Annotated in this window: 13 protein-coding genes; 5 read left to right on the forward strand and 8 right to left on the reverse strand. The window is 59.2% G+C overall.

What is annotated here, in order from left to right:
• Positions 1 to 406 precede the first annotated feature (406 nt).
• Positions 407 to 1,711: an isocitrate lyase gene (aceA, locus tag BF99_RS0115905; protein WP_025771767.1), complete on the reverse strand. Its 1,305-nt coding sequence runs from the start codon at positions 1,709 to 1,711 to the stop codon at positions 407 to 409.
• A 440-nt stretch (positions 1,712 to 2,151) separates the two neighbouring features.
• On the opposite strand from aceA, the gene BF99_RS0115915 reads away from it, so the two are divergent.
• The 5 genes from BF99_RS0115915 (at position 2,152) to BF99_RS0115945 (ending at position 7,503) form a co-directional block, all read left to right on the forward strand.
• Complete coding sequence (locus BF99_RS0115915) at positions 2,152 to 2,709, forward strand: hypothetical protein (protein ID WP_025771768.1); 558 nt, start codon at positions 2,152 to 2,154, stop codon at positions 2,707 to 2,709.
• Between the two features lie 384 nt (positions 2,710 to 3,093).
• Complete coding sequence (locus BF99_RS0115925; RefSeq protein WP_025771769.1) at positions 3,094 to 4,095, forward strand: TRAP transporter substrate-binding protein; 1,002 nt, start codon at positions 3,094 to 3,096, stop codon at positions 4,093 to 4,095.
• Positions 4,096 to 4,517: 422 nt separating this feature from the next.
• The gene (locus BF99_RS0115935; protein WP_025771770.1) at positions 4,518 to 5,132 is read left to right on the forward strand and encodes a TRAP transporter small permease; all 615 of its coding nucleotides are present in this window, start codon (positions 4,518 to 4,520) and stop codon (positions 5,130 to 5,132) included.
• Positions 5,129 to 6,412, forward strand: a complete 1,284-nt coding sequence (locus tag BF99_RS0115940) for a TRAP transporter large permease (RefSeq protein ID WP_025771771.1) — start codon at positions 5,129 to 5,131, stop codon at positions 6,410 to 6,412. The genes BF99_RS0115935 and BF99_RS0115940 overlap by 4 nt, the downstream gene beginning before the upstream one ends.
• Positions 6,413 to 6,510: 98 nt before the next feature.
• A complete protein-coding gene (locus BF99_RS0115945) occupies positions 6,511 to 7,503 on the forward strand; it encodes a 4-hydroxythreonine-4-phosphate dehydrogenase PdxA (RefSeq protein ID WP_038098719.1) in 993 nt (330 codons plus the stop codon).
• Positions 7,504 to 7,711: 208 nt separating this feature from the next.
• Here BF99_RS0115945 and fumC read toward each other — a convergent pair whose 3' ends face one another.
• The 7 genes from fumC to metC form a co-directional block, all read right to left on the reverse strand.
• Positions 7,712 to 9,118, reverse strand: a complete 1,407-nt coding sequence (gene fumC / locus BF99_RS0115955; protein WP_025771774.1) for a class II fumarate hydratase — start codon at positions 9,116 to 9,118, stop codon at positions 7,712 to 7,714.
• 56 nt (positions 9,119 to 9,174) lie between these two features.
• Positions 9,175 to 9,912 (reverse strand): haloacid dehalogenase type II, encoded by a 738-nt coding sequence (locus tag BF99_RS0115960; RefSeq protein WP_025771775.1) that lies wholly within the window; start codon positions 9,910 to 9,912, stop codon positions 9,175 to 9,177.
• 83 nt (positions 9,913 to 9,995) lie between these two features.
• A complete protein-coding gene (locus BF99_RS0115965) occupies positions 9,996 to 12,635 on the reverse strand; it encodes a hypothetical protein (protein ID WP_025771777.1) in 2,640 nt (879 codons plus the stop codon).
• A 383-nt stretch (positions 12,636 to 13,018) separates the two neighbouring features.
• Positions 13,019 to 13,267, reverse strand: coding sequence for a zinc ribbon domain-containing protein (locus tag BF99_RS0115975; RefSeq protein ID WP_025771781.1), 249 nt, complete (start codon positions 13,265 to 13,267; stop codon positions 13,019 to 13,021).
• Positions 13,268 to 13,321: 54 nt separating this feature from the next.
• On the reverse strand, positions 13,322 to 14,281 hold the full coding sequence (locus BF99_RS0115980; RefSeq protein WP_025771783.1) for an NAD(P)-dependent oxidoreductase: 960 nt from the start codon (positions 14,279 to 14,281) through the stop codon (positions 13,322 to 13,324).
• Positions 14,282 to 14,379: 98 nt separating this feature from the next.
• On the reverse strand, positions 14,380 to 16,893 hold the full coding sequence (locus BF99_RS0115985; RefSeq protein WP_025771785.1) for a GcvT family protein: 2,514 nt from the start codon (positions 16,891 to 16,893) through the stop codon (positions 14,380 to 14,382).
• Between the two features lie 60 nt (positions 16,894 to 16,953).
• On the reverse strand, positions 16,954 to 18,153 hold the full coding sequence (metC, locus tag BF99_RS0115990) for a cystathionine beta-lyase (RefSeq protein WP_025771787.1): 1,200 nt from the start codon (positions 18,151 to 18,153) through the stop codon (positions 16,954 to 16,956).
• Positions 18,154 to 18,496: the final 343 nt, after the last annotated feature.

Here is an 18,496-nt window from a genome sequence, read left to right on the forward strand (position 1 = left end):
AGGGTGAAACGACAAGGGTGAAATGACAAGGATGAAACGACGAGGGTGAAATCAAGGGGCGAAAAAAGCTTTGGAGCGCTCGATGCCTCCAAATGGACGAAACATCGTCCCTTCGCCGATCGATTTCGGGGCGAGACTCATCGGCGCTCGTTGTCGATACCGAAAGGCGAAAGCGGTGTCGAGCAAGGGATATCAGTTTGCCATCGACGATGGCGAAGGCTGCGGATGATCCGTTTTTTCAATGGGCTTCAAGGCAAGAAAGGGGTGCATCTCGCCGCCGCCCGAATCGGCTTGGATAACCCTTGATACCAAGCCCCTCGTCGATCGAACCGAGATCGGTATCGGCCTTTAAAAGGCGCAAATACCGATCTCGGTCGAGGGTGCTCGACGATCTTGCTCGATCGTCCTAGAACTGCTCCTCCTCGGTGGAACCGGCCAAGGCCGTAACCGAAGAAGTGCCGCCTTGGATGCAGGTGGTCACATCGTCGAAATAGCCGGCGCCCACCTCCTGCTGGTGGGAGACGAAGGTATAACCGCGATCGCGGGCCGCGAATTCCGGCTCTTGAACCTTCTCCACATAGTGCTTCATGCCCTCGCCTCGGGCGTAGTCATAGGCCAAATCGAACATGTTGAACCACATATTGTGGATGCCGGCCAAGGTGATGAACTGGTATTTATAGCCCATCGCCGAGAGCTCGTCCTGGAACCTGGCGATGGTCGGATCATCGAGATTCTTCTTCCAATTGAATGAGGGCGAGCAGTTATAGGCCAGGAGTTTGCCGGGGTTTTTCTCCAATACCGCCTCGGCGAATTCCCGAGCGAAGCCCAAATCCGGAACGCCGGTTTCGCACCACACGAGATCGGCATAAGGGGCATAAGCCAAACCGCGGCTGATGGCCTGCTCCAAACCGTTCTTGACGCGGTAAAAGCCCTCGCCGGTGCGCTCCCCGGTGAGGAAGGGGCGGTCGTTGTCATCGACATCGTTGGTGAGCAGATTGGCCGCCTCGGCGTCGGTGCGAGCGAGCACCAAGGTGGGAACGCCGCTGATATCGGCCGCCAAGCGCGCGGCGATCAACTTCTCGACCGCCTCTTTCGAGGGGATCAATACCTTGCCACCCATGTGACCGCATTTTTTGACCGCGGCCAGTTGATCCTCGAAATGCACTCCGGCGGCGCCGGCGGCGATCATATTCTTCATCAGTTCGAAGGCGTTGAGCACCCCGCCGAAGCCCGCTTCCGCATCCGCCACGATGGGTAGGAAATAGTCGATATATCCATCGTCGCCGGGATCGACCTCGCGCGTCCACTGAATCTCATCCGCGCGTTTGAAGGCGTTGTTGATGCGTCGCACCATGGCGGGCACGGAATCGTAGGCATAGAGGGATTGATCCGGATACATGGTCTCGGAGGTATTGCCGTCGGCGGCGACCTGCCAACCGGAGAGGTAGATGGCCTCGATGCCGGCCTTGGCCTGCTGCATGGCCTGTCCGGCGGTGAGGGCTCCCATACAGTTGACATAGCCTTTTTTGGCACCGCCGTGGACCAAGTCCCAAAGCCTCTCGGCTCCCGAACGGGCGTAGGTGAACTCGGGCTGGATGCGGCCCCGAAGGCGAACGACGTCGGCGGCACAATAGCCGCGTTTGACATTGGCCCAGCGGGGATTTTCCGCCCAATCCTTCTCCAAAGACTGAATCTGCTCGGTGCGGTTCATATAACCATCCTCGGTTGAAAGCGCGATCTTGGGATGCCGAAGGGACGCTCGAAAGCGATCTCGAAAAAACGAGCGTTTCGAGATGCCCGGCTTGAAGGCGTGGATCTCTCGATCCATCGAGCGGCCGACGACATACTCGTAATGGTGCACTGCAACATAGGCGATGTCAATACGAAAACCCATAGTGATTGGGCTCGCTCGAATCCGTTGGACATGTCGCCAAGAAGGCGTCGCTTCGCCGTGGCGATGACAGGTTGTACCAAGACTACCGATTGGAGTACGATAGGTATTCGAGGGATTGACCGGGGTTGGCCGATGCTCGATCGACATGACCGAAATCGAAAAGATCCGCAAAAGGGGGCGAGGATGACCAAGCAGGCACGAGGCGGTGGAGGGGGTATGTCGGACAACAACGAGGGGATCGACAAGGAGACAAGGCGATGAGCGTGGACGGACGATTCGATCGACTCGAGGAGATGATCACGGAGAATCACTCTCGGATCCTCGAAGACAATGCGCTGACACGAGCGGATAACGAGAGGACTCGGCAAGACAACGCTTTGATATGGGCGGATAACGAGAAGACTCGGCAAGACAACGCCCTGACACGAGCGGAGAACGAGAAGACTCGAGAGGATAACGCGCGGACTCGGATGGAGACGAGGAGGGTTTTGGAGGAACTCGCGCAAACTCGAGAGGACAACGCGAAGATCCGAGAGAACAACGCACGCACTCGAATGGAGGATGCGAAGATTCAAGATGATATCGTGCAGTCTCGGGTAGAGGATGCGAAATCCCGGGAGGATGATGCGAGACACCGAAAGAACATCCGAGACGATATCGCTCGGATATGCACCGAGACGATCCGAGATATCCGACAGATTGGGGAAGACAGGACAACTTCGAAGAAAACGGCGATGGCCTTGTATCGATGGCTAGCCATCGCCGGTGCGGCCGGAGGTGCCGTCGGGGGCCTTTTGGGGATCTTCTTGAAATGAAGAACGCTCCGAGTGAGTATCGACTCCAATAACGATCAAGCCCGCCGCACCGCACCCTATCCTCATCCGCCCTTTGCCTTTTATTAAGCCTCTCGGAAGAGCCGAGGGCGGATGCCATTCGCTCGTTTTCGATGGCGCTGCGGATGGGTCTTATGGCCAAGAGTCTTATTGGTCAGGCGGCACACCCCTCGCCGCCCGATCGATCGCGTCATCGATTGCCCGAGAATCGCTTATTATCCCAAAAGGCTTTTCCACGGGGATTCTTCCATAGGCTCTTTTATAACAAAGAAGATTTTCGAGTAAGAGGTGGCCCACCTGAAGGGCGACCCAACGAAGCCCCGAAATAAAACATTCTCGATCCATCGGATGAGGAGATTCATGACAATGTCCATTTTGAAAATCGCATCGAGGCTCGCTGCGCCCTCGATGATTTTGCCGCTGTTTTTGAGCTTGGCGCTCGTATCGAAGGTGGCGGCGCAACAGGAAATCCTGTTCGGGATTTCGGCCAAGCCCGGCTCCTTGCAGCAAAAGAGCGCCGCGCGCTTCACCGAACAGGCCAATGCCAGACTCGGCGACAAGGCGGTGGTCAAACTTTTCGACTCCGCCCAGCTCGGCAAAGACAAAGAGCTGATGCAAAAACTCAAATTGGGCACCGTCCATATCGCCCTTCCGAGTTCGATCATGTCATCGGTGGCCGATGAATTCGGTCTTTTCGACATGCCCTTTTTGGTGAAAGATCGCGATCATCTGGCGCGGATCGAGGAGGAGGTCTTTTGGCCGAAGATCGCCCCGGCGGTCGAGTCCAAGGGCTACGAAGTGCTGGCGGTATGGGAAAACGGTATCCGCCATATCACGAACAACGCCAAGGCCATCGACACCCCTTCCGATCTCCAAGGGATCAAACTGCGCACTCCCAAATCGAAATGGCGGGTTGCGATGTTCAAGGCATGGGGCGCCAATCCGACTCCGATGTCTTTTTCCGAGGTCTTCGTGGCACTGCAAACCGGGGTCATCGACGGACAGGAAAATCCCTATACCAATATCTGGGCCGCGAAATTCCCCGAGGTGCAAAAATACCTCTCGGTAACCGGGCACGTTTATAGCCCGGCCTATCCCACCGTGGGCAAGGCGGCATTTGCGAGGCTGCCCGCCGATGTGCGTAAAACGCTCAAAGACACCGCTTCCGAAACGGCTTTGTGGGCGAGAGAGCAAGGAGCGATGGGGGATGACGATCTCCGCCAAAAGCTCGTCGATGCCGGAATGCAGATGAATGTCGCGGATCGGGCGGCGTTCGTGGCCGCATCGAAGCCGATCTACGAGCAGTTCGCAAGCGAAGTGCCGGTGGGCAAGGAACTGATCGATCAGGCCCTTTCCTTGGCGAATTGACGATCGATCGTCTTTTCTGTCTTTTCTTTCGGCCAAACGCGCAATATGCCTTTCCTCGTCCGCCGTCGAAGGCCCGGCGGCCGAGGGAAGGATTGTCGGCGGCATTGTCTCGACGAGCACCCGCTCGACTTGATTCGCCCCTCGATCCTAGCCGACGAGGGCCAAGACGAGCCGAGTCGAGCGTAAGCGGTCGAGAGGATCGAACGATCAAACTTGTGCGCATCGAATAGCCGAGCGCCTTTTCATCGCCCGGTGATAGCCGATGGTGGCATGGGCGTTATCGACACTCCCTTTGAAAGACCGTGCCGGTTCGGATCGTCGGGCGATCACCCCCACTTCGGCGCCCACTTCGGATTCGCATGAGAGATCTTTCGATTCGAAGGGTTTCGTCGAGTCATCTCACCACCGCTCGAGGATCGACGATGGCCTCTTGCGTTCGTTTTTTCAATATCGCCTTGCAAGCGATCGCGATCGTGTTGTTGATGACCCTTGCGTTGGTGGTGGTGGCCGCGGTGGTCTTTCGCTTCGCCGGAAATTCCCTGATCTGGTACGACGAGGTCGCATCCGTTTTGCTGGCGTGGATCACCTATTACGGAGCGGCGCTTGCGGCACTCAAGCGTCGTCACTTGGGTTTTTCCGGCCTGCTGCTGCGTTTGCGCCCGAAGGCCCGTCGAATCGTCTTTTGGATCGGCGAAGCGGTGGTCTTTATCACTTTCGCATCCCTTGCATGGGCCGGTTGGTATGTCCTGCGGGTAATGGCGGGCGAGACCTTGGTCTCCTTGGAATGGATTCCCTTGCAGCTGACGCAATCCGTGGTACCGATCGGATGCGTGCTCTTCCTGCTGGCCCACGCTCTGAGTCTGCCCGAGGCCTTGGCTCGTCTCGATGCCGGACGCAGCGAGGAGGAAGAGGAGATCGCCGAGGAGATCTCTCGCGCCCGGGAAGGGCTTCGATCGCAAGGCTCGGCGAGCGAGGGCATGAGCGAAGGCATGAGCGAAGAATCGCCCGGTGAGGATCGAAAAGGAGACGAGCGGTGATATCCCTTTTCGTCATCGTCATCCTCTTCGCCCTGATCATGATCAACGTACCGATCGGGGTTGCGATATGCGCCGCCGCCCTCGTCGGCATGACATGGCAGGGCGGGGTATCGGGTCTTTACAACGCCGCCTTGGCGATGTTCGACGGCGCCACCAGTTTTCCCTTGATCGCCATCCCTTTATTCGTTCTCGCCGGGGCCTTGATGAATACCGGCGGGATATCGCGAAGATTGATCGATTTCACATCGGCGTTGATCGGATTCATCCGCGGCGGGCTGGCGATGGTCAATGTCACGGTCTCGCTCTTCTTCGCCGAGATCTCGGGCTCTGCGGTCGCCGACGTGGCGGCGATCGGTTCGGTTCTGATCCCGGCGATGAAGCGCAAGCGATACCGCGCCGCCTTCGCCGCCGCGGTGACATCCTCTTCCGCTTCCCTTGCGATCATCATCCCCCCGTCGATTCCGATGATCCTTTATGGAGCCCTCTCCGATACCTCGATCGTCCAGCTCTTCGTCGCCGGTATCGTGCCCGGCCTCCTCGGGGGCTTTGCGATGCTCTGCCTTTGCTGGTGGTTCGCCGTGCGCTTCGATCTGCCGCGGGAGGAGGCTTTCTCGCTGCCGCGTCTATGGCGGGCGTTCAAGGCCGCCGGGCCCGCGCTGTTATTGCCCCTGATCATTTTGGGCGGAATTTTCGGTGGCTTGGTAACGGCAACCGAAGGCGCCGGATTGGCGGTGGTGGCGGCATTGGCCATCTCCCTTTTCGTCTATCGGGAACTGACCCTGACCGATCTCTACCAAGCATTGCTCGAGGGCATCACCCAAACCTCGGTGGTGATGTTGTTGGTGGCGTCTTCGGCGGTTCTCGGCTTGCATTTGACGGAGATGGAGGTACCGCAGAATCTGGCGCGGGGGATCACCTCGATCACCACCGATAAATATGCGGTGCTGATGATCCTCAATGTCTTGTTGCTGCTGATGGGGATGTTGTTGCACGGGGCGGCGGCGATCATCCTCGTGGTGCCCATCGTGCTGCCCCTGGTGCAGATGGTCGGTATCGATCCGGTGCATTTCGGGATCATCTTGACCCTCAATCTCGCGATCGGTCAGCAAACCCCGCCGGTGGCGAGCGTGCTGGTGACATCCTGCTCGATCGCCCGCACCGATATTTGGGAGACGACCCGCGTCAATCTGCCATTCATCGCCGCGCTCATCGGGCTGCTGCTGGTGGTGACCTATATCCCGATCCTGCCGATGGCTTTGGTGGAGATCTTCTATCGTTGAGAACCTGGGCCGAGGCTCGGATTCGCTTTTTCGATGCAAGGCTCCCCGAAAAGGTTTTCGAGCGTTTTTTTCAAAGAATACGCCTGCAAGGAAAGACCATGAAACCGCTGATAGCGCTGGTGCAAGGGGATGCCGCCGGCATCGGCCCCGAGGTGATGGGCAAACTGCTGTCGATCGACGAGGTGCGTTCAAGCGCTCGCATCTTGATCCTCTCCGATATTCGGGTCTTTCGCGCCGGCAACGAGGTCGCTGCCCTCGATACCCCGGTGCATGTCATCGACGATATCGAAGGGATGGACTTCGAGGGCGATAGACCGAACCTCCTCCATATCCCGGCCATCGATCCGGCGCAAACCCCTTCGGGAAAGGTCTCGATCGAAGCGGGGGCGGCGGTGATGCGCTGGTTCGGCGAGGCTCTGGATCTCGCCGCTGCGGGCAAGGTGAGCGGGATCTGTTTCATGCCCTTCAACAAGCAGGCGATGCACCGGGCGGGCTTGGGGGCCGAGGACGAGCTGCAATGGGCGAAACAACGGTTGGGATCGCATTCAAGGGCGAGCGAGTTCAACGTGATCGATGGCATGTGGAATGCGCGGGTGACTTCCCATATTCCCTTGCGAGAGGTGGCGGATCGCTTGACGACGCCGGAGATCATGGAGGCGGTGGGGCTTGCGAATGGCACCTTGATCCGTGCGGGCATCGAGCGCCCGCGGATCGCGGTGGCGGCTTTGAATCCTCATGCGGGCGAGGGCGGCACCATCGGCGACGAGGAAATCGAGATCATCGAACCGGCGGTGGCCAAGGCGAAAGCGCAGCGGATCGATGTCAGCGGACCGTACCCTTCCGATACCCTTTATCCTCGGTTGCGGGACGGGGCTTTCGATTGCGTGGTGAGCATGTACCACGATCAGGGGCAGATCGCCATCAAGCTGCTCGGTTTCGATCGAGGGGTGACCGTCTTGGGCGGATTGCCGGTGCCCATCACCACTCCGGCGCATGGCACCGCATACGATATCGCAGGGAAGAATAGGGCGGCGGTGGAGCCTGCGCGCCGAGCCTTCATGACGGTTTGCGAAATGGCAAGGCGCGCTTAGCGCCAAGCAAGTCAGCGATCGGCAACGATCCCGATCGGCAATCGCCATCCGGCTTCGGGGTCGGGCGGGTCGCGCGATACGGCGGATTGGGGATTTTGGATGAATCGATCTCGGGATTGCGTCATTGCGCGCGATTTCGGATCCCGCGGGTACCAAAGACCCCCAAGACATCCATCGCGCATCGCAGCATGTCCGAGAGAGTTCAAAATCACTCCCTCGGTCCGACCATCTCTTCGGGAACCACCCGCCGATCGAATTCCTCGCCGCTCATCAGTCCCTTTTCCAAGACCACTTCGCGCAAGGTCTTGCCCTCGAGCCATGCGGTTTTCGCCACATCCGCCGCTCGGTCGTAGCCGATATGCGGGTTGAGGGCGGTGACCAGCATCAGCGAACGCCGCAGATTGCCTTCGATCCGCGCAAGGTCGGGCTCGATCCCCGAAGCGCAATGTTCGTCGAAGGAGTCGGTGGCCCCCGCCAGCAGATCGATCGATTGCAAAATGGTCTGGCCGATCACCGGCAGGTAGACATTCAGTTCGAAATTGCCGGATTGGCCGGCGACCGCCACCGTCACATCGTTGCCGATGACGCGAGCGGCGACCATCGTCAGGGCTTCGGATTGGGTGGGGTTGACCTTGCCCGGCATGATCGACGAACCCGGTTCGTTGGCCGGGATCAGGATCTCGCCGATCCCGCAGCGCGGACCGCTGGCCAGCCAGCGCACATCGTTGGCGATCTTGTTGAGCGCTCCGGCAACGGTCCGTAGCGCCCCGGACATCGCCACCAACCCTTCCTTGCCGCCCATCGATGCGAAGCGGTTGCGCGCTTCGACGAACTCGATCCCGCTTTGTCGGGTGAGGGCTTCGACCATCTTCGGGGCATAGCCCTTCCTGGAGTTGATCCCGGTTCCCACCGCGGTGCCGCCGATCGGCAATTCCGAGATCAAGGGCATCGCCCCGTCGATCGCGGCTTGTCCGAGGCGGATTTGATCCGCATAGCCGGAGAACTCCTGGCCCAAGGTCAAGGGGGTCGCATCTTGGAGATGGGTGCGGCCGATCTTGACGATGGAGGCGAAATCCCGGGCTTTCGCCTCCAATGTCTTGCGCAAGCGCTCGAGCGCCGGGAGAAGGCGGGTTTGGATTTCCACCGCGGCCGCGATATGGATCGCGGTGGGGAAGACATCGTTGGTCGATTGGGATCGATTGACGTGATCGTTCGGATGGACCTTGCCCGCGCTGTCGATTCCTTCCTCGTTTCTGCTGGCCCCGAGGCGCTCGCATGCCCGATGCGCGATCACCTCGTTGACATTCATATTGCTTTGGGTGCCGCTCCCGGTTTGCCAGACCACCAGCGGAAAATGATCGTCCAGCTTGCCGTCGATGACCTCCTGCGCCGCCTCGACGATGGCATCGGCGATATCCGGCGGCAGATCCCCGAGTTCGCGATTGACGATCGCCGCGCACTTCTTGATCGTGGCCAGCGATCGAATCAAGGGCTTTGGAAGTCGCTCGGATCCGATCTTGAAATTCTCCAAGGAACGCTGCGTTTGCGCTCCCCACAGGCGGTCCGACGGGACTTCGATCTCGCCCATGCTATCGCGTTCGATCCGTGTGTTCATGATGATTCTCGCTAACCGATTAAGAAGCCGTCGAAGAGGTTTTCTGCCGAAGCCTTTCAGCGATCGGCATCGGATTTTACCGCCTCGACCATCTCGCGCATGGTGAAGAACAGAAAATCGGTGTCGCAAGGCTCCTCGACCTTGTCGGTCGCCCCCCAATCACCTCCTTGTGAGAGTTTTTGGCGATCGATCCAAGCATTGGCAAGCCCGAAGCGTTTGGCCGGGACATGATCGTGCCGCAGGCTCTGGGCGGTATGCAGGATATCCTTTTTCTCGAAGCCGAAATCCGATTGCAGATGCGCAAGGAGGTATTCGAAATTGGCGTTCGAGGGCTTGTAGGCGCCGACATCCTCGGCGGTGTAGATCGCATCGAAGGTGACGCCGAGTTTTCGATTGGAGGCGGCGAAACCCGCTCGATTCACATTCGAGAGGATCACCAAACGATAATGATTTTTCAGCGCTCGCAGGGCATCCGCGCTATCGGCAAAGGCGGGCCAATATTCCACCGAGCCCCCGAAGGCGCTATCGAGCTCCTCGTTGGTCTCGAGCTCGAGTCGCTCGGCGATGCTTCGATGCACCCGCGCAAGCAATTCGGGATAGGGAAGATCGCAAGCGACACTTTGATGGTGTGCCTCGATCTTCGCAAAAGCGGCAAGAGCCTCCCTGCGCCGGATATCGTTGCGCCGGTTGTGCATGATCAAGGGCTGCAAAGCATCCCATATCCCCGTTTCCCAGTCGATCAAGGTGCCGTAGCAATCGAAGGTCACAACGCGGTAGTCGCTCAGTCGGGGCATGGCTGCGATCGCTCATGGAGTCGATGAAAGCGACAAGCGTGTCGATCCGCCATGCGCACCCTTCGTCCCATCCTTCCTTCGCCTCATTTCCCCGTCGCGCTGTTGTTGATCAGCGCCCCGGTTCCGGTGCGGGTCAGCACCTGCGCGGTGAACTGACCGCTTGAACGAACCTCGCAGGCAAGCCCCAAACCCGGCCACCGATATCCGATCCCCGCTGCGAGTTCCTCCGATTGAATGTGTCTCGTCGTGAGTCGATCGATCCGCCCCAATTCCCAATCGTATTTCGTTCCGTCGTCCAAGTAGCACAGGAAAACGGTATCGAGGCAATGGCCTGAATCCGAGTTGCAACGAATCCTGATATTCGATTCGTCGGAAGAATCGGGTGAAGGGATCGATTCGATATCCGCTCGGTGGATATCGCCCTCCGTCACGCTTCGAATCATCGCGCTGTTGTTGACGAGGACCCCGTTCCCCGAGCGCGTCCAAACCTGCGATCCGATATCGGCGTCGCTTAGAAGCGAGCATCCCAGCCGACCCTTTCCCGACCAGGAGTCCCCGCCCGTATAGCGCTCGATATCGCTCAAGGTGATGGAGGTCGCTCCGTAGGCGGGGATCGCCTCGGGGAGATCGCCTTCGAAGAGGGAGCCGTCCGATTGGGCGGAGCACTTGAAGGAGACATCGCAAGGAGCGTTCTGTTTGCACTGAATCCGAAGGATCACATCGTCCTTGGAGCCCGACGGCGGAAGGGCGAGGGCCTGGGCTTTCATCGGCGTTTTATCGTTATCCTTCACGATGATCGCTTGGCTGATGGTTTCGCCTTCGAAGTCGAAGGTGATGGTATGGGTGTTGTCCTCCTTATCCGGATCGTCGTGAGCCAAGACTCGAAGGGATTGGGCCTTGCTCCAATTCGAAGGAGTGAAGGTCATCGATTCCAAAGAAAGATCGATGCCGGTATCGGAAATCGGGGACTTTCGAATCACAACCGACGCATCGCTCGAAGGCCGGGAGGAAAGGTGAATATCGATAGCCCCTTCCCCTTCCTCGTCGATCAATATCGCCCCGTCGCTCGAGATCGCACCCTCGGGAACGATGACGAGCATCACGTCATCACCGTTCGACGAGGTGTTCTCGTCGTTATCCATGATCGAAGCCCCCTTCGTTATGGATGGGGCGGCAATCCCTCCCGAGGCCTCGGCGGTGATCAATGCGCTTTCGTTGACGAAATCGGGGTCTTCTTTGGCGCTGACCGAGACCGACTGCGGGCTCGAGTGATTCAAGGGAGTGAAGGTCAAATAGGACGGGGTGATCGTGATATCCGGATTCGTCGTCGTAAAGACAATCGTCACGTTCTCTTCGATGGCCGATGAGGATATCAATCCGACTTCGAGATCCTGCCGCTCGCCCTCGCCGATCTTCAGCACCCCGGAAGGTAAGAGAACGATATTCCCCGGAGGAGCGCTCGAGCCCGATGAGTCGTCGTCGATGACGATGACGTCCTTCATCACATCCGAGGCGGTGATTCCCCCCGATGCCTTGAGCGTGATCGAAGCGAAGTCGTCCACGCCATCGAGGTCCTGGGCTGCACCGACCGAGACCGATTGCGGGATCGAGTAATTCGAAGGGGTGAAGAACAAGGAAACCAAAGAGAGCGTCACATCCGAGTTCGAGGAGGATAATGAAACGGTGGCGTTTCTCCTCGGTGCGGCGCTAAGTCTGACCGAGAGCGTTTTCGACCCCCCTTCGTCGATGGACAAAGTTCCCGCAGGAGAAACTTCGATCGCTCCCGGGTAGGATGTGATGGGGATGACGGAAATGGCTTTCGTCACCGAAGGAGCGCTAAGTCCTTCCCTTTCCGGTATGGTCAGGGTAATCATATCGGTGGTGATCTCGCCGTTTTCGTTGACGATGACGGTGACGCTTTGCGCCGTCGAATAGTTCAAGGGGGTGAAGGTCAATGCGCTCGGGAGCAAGGTCACGAGCGGATCGGTCTTCGAAAGCAAGACCGTCGTATTCTCGCTCGGGGCGGTGTCGAGGCTGACCGAGAGGGTGCCTGATTGGCCTTGATCGATCGTCAGCCTGTCGACAGGAGAGACCCGAATCCTTCCCGTGGGGATATCGTCGTCGATCACTTTGATGGTTTTGCTGGTAACCCCGACATTATCCTTTTCGATCCGTCCGAAAGCGTTTTCGAACTTGAAATAAATATTCACGGTCTCATGCTGCAAATCGGCGTCATGGGCGACGGTGATGGCGATCTTCCCACCGCCGTTGTTATAGACATCCAAGGAATAGGTAAATCTCGATGGCTCCAAGGTCACATTCTTGTCCGAAGTCCATAGATTCATAATCGATCCTACATAGCTACGGGGAGCGACGAAAAAGAAATCCGACTCTCCCTCGGTCATCGTCTCTTTCAAGGAATAGACATGGACTCCGTCATAGCCGTATTCACCGAGGTAAAAAGCGAAGGAGTTGGTCGCCGCCATCAATCCGGCGACGAATGACAGCAAGGATGAGACCCGACGAAAGGGCCGGCGTTTTCGATCGAGAACGAAGGATCCCTCCCCTTCCGTGTCGGGCTTCGAGGCTTTTGCCGCTCGAAAAATGCAGCCGATTCGATAGGCGAGTGCCAAGGCATATCCCTCGAGGGCCTTGCCGATCGATGGGTCGCAAAGGCGAGAATGTCGCTCGCTTGCCGATTTTCGAGGGATCATCGATTTCATGGCTTTATTCTCCTGAACGACAATGACAATAACGTCTATCTAAATCGGCACCGGGGCAACATCGCTTTTTCGGGGGCGATCATCGAACGGGAAGGGCATATCCGCTTCTTTTTTCGGATACATCGATTCGCTTTTTTTGAACATACCCCGAAAGGCTGCCTGATGCAAATAATACCATCCCCGACGGGATCGACGAAGATCCGCTTTTTCTCCTCTTCGCTCGAAGCGCAAGATCGATATCGAAGGCGATGGGAGGAAGGCGGCGCCCCGCCGACCTTGGATCGGTGCCGACCGGCACCGAAGAGCGAGCGTTTCTCGTCTGCTTTCGGGGTTCGAAAGGTGATTGTCAAGGGTTTTTTTGCACCCTTTCGAGTCCCCGCGGCCTATGGCGATCGCCTCTTTTCTTTCCAATAGGGCGCAAAGCGAATCATCCAAGCATAGAACTTCGCCATCGGCAAGGCCACTCCCTTTTCTCGCATCCCCGCATAGCACTGGCGCTGGAATTCTCGCAAATCGTCGCCGGTGTAGCGAAAGCCCCCGTCTTGGAAGCAGTAGCTGCAATAGCGGTCGGATCCGCTGGTCCCGGGATCTTTTTTCATCGGCATCAGGCACATCTCGCAGGATTTGGCCATCGTTCACCTCCGGTAAAAGGACGGGTTTCGATCCGTTGACAGTCAATCGACGGTCTATCGACGGTTTTTCGGGATGATTTCGCGCCCATATTCCTCGGGTTCGTCGTCGACCATCCGCGCCGGAAAGCCAGGAGCGGTAATCGAAAGACCGGTGGCCTCTTCCAAGCGTCGGATGACATTGGGGGACCACTCGCGAGGGCCATAACGCTCCTGGGCATCGCGAAAGATATCGATCAAAAGCGGGCCGAGATCGAGCGGGACATCATGCCGATCGGCGATTTTTTGGAAAAGCCCGATATCCTTGCTCACGAGATCCATGGTGAAGGAGATGTCGCGCGAGCCGTTGAGGATGACTTGGCTTTCGGTCTCGTGCACGAAGGAGTTACCCGAAGAAATTCGAATCGCCTCCCATGTGGTGGAAAGATCCATCCCGGCGGCGCGAGCGGTGACCAAGGCCTCGCAGCAAGAGACGAGATTGGCGGTGGCGAGATAGTTGGTGATCACTTTCAAGACCGAGGCCGAACCCAAAGGGCCGGTGTGCAGGACGCGCCGTCCCATCGTCGTCAGCAGGGGAAGGATGCGCTCGAAGGTCGGGCGATCGCAGCCGGCGAAGATCGAGATATTTCCGGTATCGGCGCGATGGCAGCCGCCGGAAACGGGACAGTCCACCGCCGCCCCTTCGAGCGCGGCGACCTTTTCCCCCAGCCGCCCCACCTCGGCCTCGTCGGTGGTGGACATCTCCATCCAGATCTTCGATGGACCCATCGTCTCGAGGATCCCGTCCTTGCCTTCGAGCGCCTCGGCGCTCGCCGCCGGTGTCGGCAGGCAGGTGATCAGGGCATCGGCATCGTCCATCATCCGAGCCGGGCTTTCGCCCCAAGCCGCTCCGGCATCCAAAAGAGGACGGGCGGCTTGGGGGTCGAGATCCCGCACGGTCAGCCTCCAGCCATTTCTCAGCAAGGAGCCTGCGAGTTTGCTGCCGACATTGCCAAGTCCGATGAATCCGACATGCATATTTCGATCTCCCGATCGTTTCGATGTTCTTTTTCAAAGTCGACTTTTCGACATCGACGCGCTCATCGATGCCGGCGGCGGGTCTTTCGGGATCGATATCACCCTCGCATCTGCGCACCGTCGGGATCGAACAAGGCGGTGCGTTGCATTCTCGCCAAGACGCTTCGCCCCAAGATCTCGATCTCCCAGCCATCGGTCTTTTCGGCATGTTCTTTGGGGATCCACGCCATCGCCACCGAGACTTGCGATGGATGGGCGTAGCCGCCGGAGCTGACCCATCCACAAACCTCCCCCCGATAGGCGATCGGCTCGTCGCCGATGACATCGGCGGTCGAGGCATCGACCACGAAGGTGCGAAGGCGGAGCGTGCCGCCCTCTAATCGCTCCTTGCGGGCCGCTTCTTTGCCGATGAAGTCGGCCTCTTTGTCGTAGTCGACGAAGCGATCGAGACCCGCCTCGAGCGGGCCGTGCAAGGGGCGGTATTCCCTTGCCCAGCTGCCGAAACCCTTTTCCAGTCTCAAGGCGTTGAGGGCCCGCAACCCGAAAAGGCGAATGCCGTGTTCGGCGCCGGCCTCCATCAGGAGATCGAAGAGATAGCGCTGATACTCGGCGTGGCACCAGATCTCGTAGCCGAGATCCCCGGTGTAGCCGATGCGTCCAACCAAGGCGGGGGCCATGCCGAGGTCGAGTCGGCGGATGGCCATGAAGCGAAAAGCGTTCGCCGAGACATCCGCGCGAACGAGGCTTTGCAGCAAGGCGCGGGATTTCGGCCCGGCGATGGCCAGTCCGCACCATTTCGTGCCGAGGCAGTGCAAGGAAACGCCGGGATCGTCGAGGTGTTGCGAGAACCAGCGCAGGTGGTATTCCTCGGCGCCACCGGAGCCGATGAGCAGCCATCGATCCCCATCCGATTCGGTGCCGATGGAGGTCTTGCCCTCGAGGCTGTCTCCTTCGATATTGGCGAGGGTGAAATCGCCGATGATCTTGCCGTCCTCCTTTAGCATCGGGGCCAGCGTCATGCGTCCTTGCGTCGGGAGGCGACAAGCCAGCATCCGATCCAGCCACGAACGAGCCTTCGCTCCGCGCACGAGATATTTCGCATAGCCGGAGATATCGCACAGCCCCACGGCTTCCCGCACCGCCTTGCATTCGAGCCCGACATGCTCGAAATCCGTCGATCGATGCCACGAGAAAACCTCTTCCACCCCGGATGGGGCGAACCACAGCGGGACTTCGAGCCCGAAGGAGGATCCGAATTGCGCTCCTTTGGCCAGCAGACGATCGTGGATCGGAACGGTTTTCAAAGGACGGGCGACCGGGAGCTCCTCGTTCGGATAACGGATCGAAAAGCGCCTCGAATAGTTTTCCTTGACCTTGTCGAAGGTATAGGACTTGGTCGCCCACGCGCCGTATCGGGCGATGTCCATGGCGAAGTTATCCGTCCCCGGATCGCCGTTGATCATCCATTGCGCCAAGGAGAGGCCGACGCCGCCCCCTTGAGAAAAGCCCGCCATCACCGCGCATGCCACCCAATAGCCATCGAGCCCCCGCACCGGGCCGACCAGAGGATTGCCGTCGGGGGCGAAGGTGAAGGGGCCGTTGATGATCTTCTTGATGCCCGCATCGGCGAAGGCCGGGAAGTGGCGGAAGCCGACCTCCAGCGAGGGGGCGATGCGATCCAGATCCGGTGCCAGCAGCTCGTGGCCGAAATCCCACGGGGTTTCGTCGGCCGACCAAGGCACGCAGGCCCGTTCGTAGGTCCCCATCAGCATGCCACCGCCTTCCTGACGCAAATAAAGCTCGCCATCGAAGTCCACGGCATGGATCACATCCTTGCCGGTGGTGCGATTGACCTCGGCCACCTCCGGCATGTCATCGGTGAGGAGATACATATGTTCCATCGCCAATAAGGGGAGCTCGATGCCGACCATCCGTCCGACCTCCCTCGCCCACAGCCCGGCGGCGTTGACCACGTGCTCGGCGCGGATCTCGCCCCGATCGGTGATCACCCGCCACAGCCCCTCGCGGTCGCGCTCCATCGCTTCGACCTTCGTTCGGCGATGGATGGCGGCGCCCAGGCTGCGGGCGGCCTTGGCATAGGCGTGGGTGACCCCGGAAGGATCGAGATGACCGTCGGCATGGGAGTGCATCGCGCCGACGAAGCAATCCGGATCCAGCAAGGGCATCAGGGCATGGGCTTCTTCGGGGCCGATGATCTCGGACTCGATGCCGAGATAGCGTCCCTTGGCGGCCAGCCCCTTGATCCAATCGAAGCGTTCTTCGGTCGTTGCCAGCAGCACCCCGCCGGTGACATGCAATCCGGTGGCCTGCCCCGAAAGCGTCTCGATCTCCCGATAGAGATCGATGGTGTATTTTTGCAATCGAGCGATATTCGGATCGCCGTTGATGGTGTGCATGCCGCCGGCGGCATGCCAAGTGGAGCCGGAGGTGAGTTCGCTGCGCTCCAATAAAACGACATCCCGCCAGCCGAATTTGGCGAGGTGGTAAAGGACGGAGCAGCCCACGACCCCGCCCCCGATAACCACGACCCGGGCGTGTCGGGGAAGGTCGCCGCTGCCGGCTATCGATGCATCGTCGGATCGAGTGTTCAAAGGTGTTCTCCGCGCGCGAAGATCGTGGGGTATCGAGGATCGGGCGTCTTCGGGTCTTGGCTAGGCGCCGGCCGATTGAAAGGCATCGAGCCTTTCGAAGCCCGCTTCGAGGTCGGCGATGATATCGTCGGGATCTTCGAGGCCGATATGCAGGCGCAGCAGGAAGGGAGTGTCGGTCCACGGCCGGCTCTCTCGTAAGATGTCCCGGCTGCGATTGCCCGCGATCAGGCTTTCGTATCCCCCCCACGACGAGCCGATGCGAAACAGGCGAAGGCCGTCCACCATGGCTTTGATCGCCTTTTCATCCTCGCTATGAAGGGCCAGCCCGAAAAGGCTCGACGCCCCCGAGAAATCCCGCCGCCATAGTTCGTGCCCGATATCGGTTTCCAGAGCGGGCCAAAGCACCTGCTTGACTTGGGGGCAGGCGGTGAGCCAGTGCACGACCTTGTATGCCGATTCCTGATGACGGGCCAAGCGGATCGAAAGGCTGCGCAAGCCCCGCAGAGCGAGGAAGCAATCGTCGGGGGAGGCCACATCCCCGAAACCGTTGACGTGGTTTCGAATGGTTGCGAAGAGTTCGGGATCGGCGGCGGTGATCGCCCCGATCACGAGATCCGAATGGCCCGAGATATATTTCGTGCCCGCTTGGATGGAAATGTCCACGCCGTGTTGCAAAGGGCGAAAATAAAGCGGGGTCGCCCAAGTGTTGTCCATCGTCACCAAGGCCCCCTTGGCATGCGCCACTTCGACGATGGCGGGGATATCCTGCATCTCGAAGGTCAAAGAGCCCGGGGCCTCGGTATGAACGAGGCGGGTGTTGTCCTTGATGGCATGCTCGATATCGGCGCCGACGGTCGGGTCGTAGAAACTCGTCTCGATCCCGAAGCGCCTTAGGGTATCGAGACAGAATTGGCGTGCCGGTCCGTAGATCGAATCGGGGAGCAAGAGATGATCCCCGGCTTCGAGCACGGCGGTGAATGCCATCGTGATCGCCGAAAGCCCGGTCGAGGTGATGACGCTGCCGCATCCTTGTTCGATGGCCGAGATGGCCTCGGCCAGACTTTGCGAGTTGCAAGAGCCCATGGCCCCGTAATGGATGCGCTCCTTTTCTTCGGCATCCCCCTTCGAGCTATGGCGCTCCAGGTAACGATCGAGATCCTCGAAAAGGATGGTCGAAGCGCGGTGTACGGGATAGTTGATCGGCCCGGGTTCGGCGGCGGTGGGGCGCCCGAGGGCTACGAGCAGGGTATCTTCTTTCATACGATCCTCGTCATCTTCTTGTCAAGGTACGTGATCGCAAGTCAAGTGATCGCATCGATATCCCGATGCGATTGCCGATCGGATACCGATCGGACACTCGATCGATCGCAAGGCGATGGCTCCTTCCTTGCATCGCCCGGCTTTTCATCCACCGACGATCTTCGCAAAAGAGCCAAAGGGCATGTCGATTTTCTTTTCCTTCGGGCGAAACGCGCTCACGCTTTCGGTAGAGCCGAGCCGTCAGACCGAGAAGTATAGAGAAGTGCCGACCGAACTTCTCGGCAGAGTGAACGCCCCGCTCGGTGCGTCGGGATCGCCCCCCGAGCGGGTATCCACCTTCGCC

This window comes from Thioalkalivibrio sp. HK1 (genome assembly GCA_000583135.1).
GTDB lineage: Bacteria > Pseudomonadota > Gammaproteobacteria > HK1 > HK1 > HK1.